1 protein-coding gene is annotated in these 859 nt (G+C 48.0%); it reads right to left on the minus strand.

From position 1 onward, the window contains the following. Positions 1-859: penicillin acylase family protein (locus A3757_RS02490; protein ID WP_197469669.1), on the minus strand; the 859-nt coding region annotated here is incomplete at both ends.

Consider the following 859-nt stretch of genomic DNA (forward strand, 5'->3'; position numbering starts at 1 on the left):
CATGAAGGTATAAGTCACTCCCCAGGCAACCTGCTTATTGCGACCAACCAACACACCAGGCAAACCGGGCATCCCCATTCCGATTAGCGAACCGCCGCTCCATGATAAGCTTTGCTCACACCAAACATTGGGCAAACGATTTACTTCCAGGTGAGGATCATTGGCCATGATTGCTCGCCCAGATTTTGTACGGCTGCCTGCGACAACCCAATTGTTAGACGCCATCATTCTAGGCAAGGCCTGATTCCAGATCACTTCACGCGGAACAATTCGTTCCTGAAGCTGAATACTCTCCACCAGTTCACGGTCAAAACGCTTAACGTCAATGGGAAATAGTTCAGCCAGAGCTTCTGTAGAGACGCCTGATTGCGTCAATTCAATAAAGAAACGTTCTACTTCCGCCTGCGATTGCGCCAAAGTCAGGTAGCTCGTCATTCGCGATATAAGAATAATATCCTGCACTTTCCAAGGTTCTGCCTGATAACCCAAGAGCTTCATTAAAGAAAATTCACCGGCTGAAAAGCCCGCATTGACACCATCACAGTAGGATTGAATCTGTGATAGTGAGACGACATCGAGCTTATTCAACTCTTGCGTTAAATTGCCATACCAATTTGCTCGCCTAAAGAACTTATCTATTGCCAAAGACTCTTCAGTATCCGAAAGCAGCTCCGTTAGCCGACCCTGCCCAAGTATCCGCATCATTAGCAATTGCGTGCCACGATCTATTGCATGCGCATAACCGCTCCCCCAAAGGGCGTCCTTGAAAGATGATGCTTTGACATGAGGCACTCCAGCCTCATCACGATTAATCGACAAACCTGAAGGCTGAGGCCCGCGAACTTTGATACGTCTCTTA

The organism is Oleiphilus sp. HI0117, from assembly GCF_001635235.1.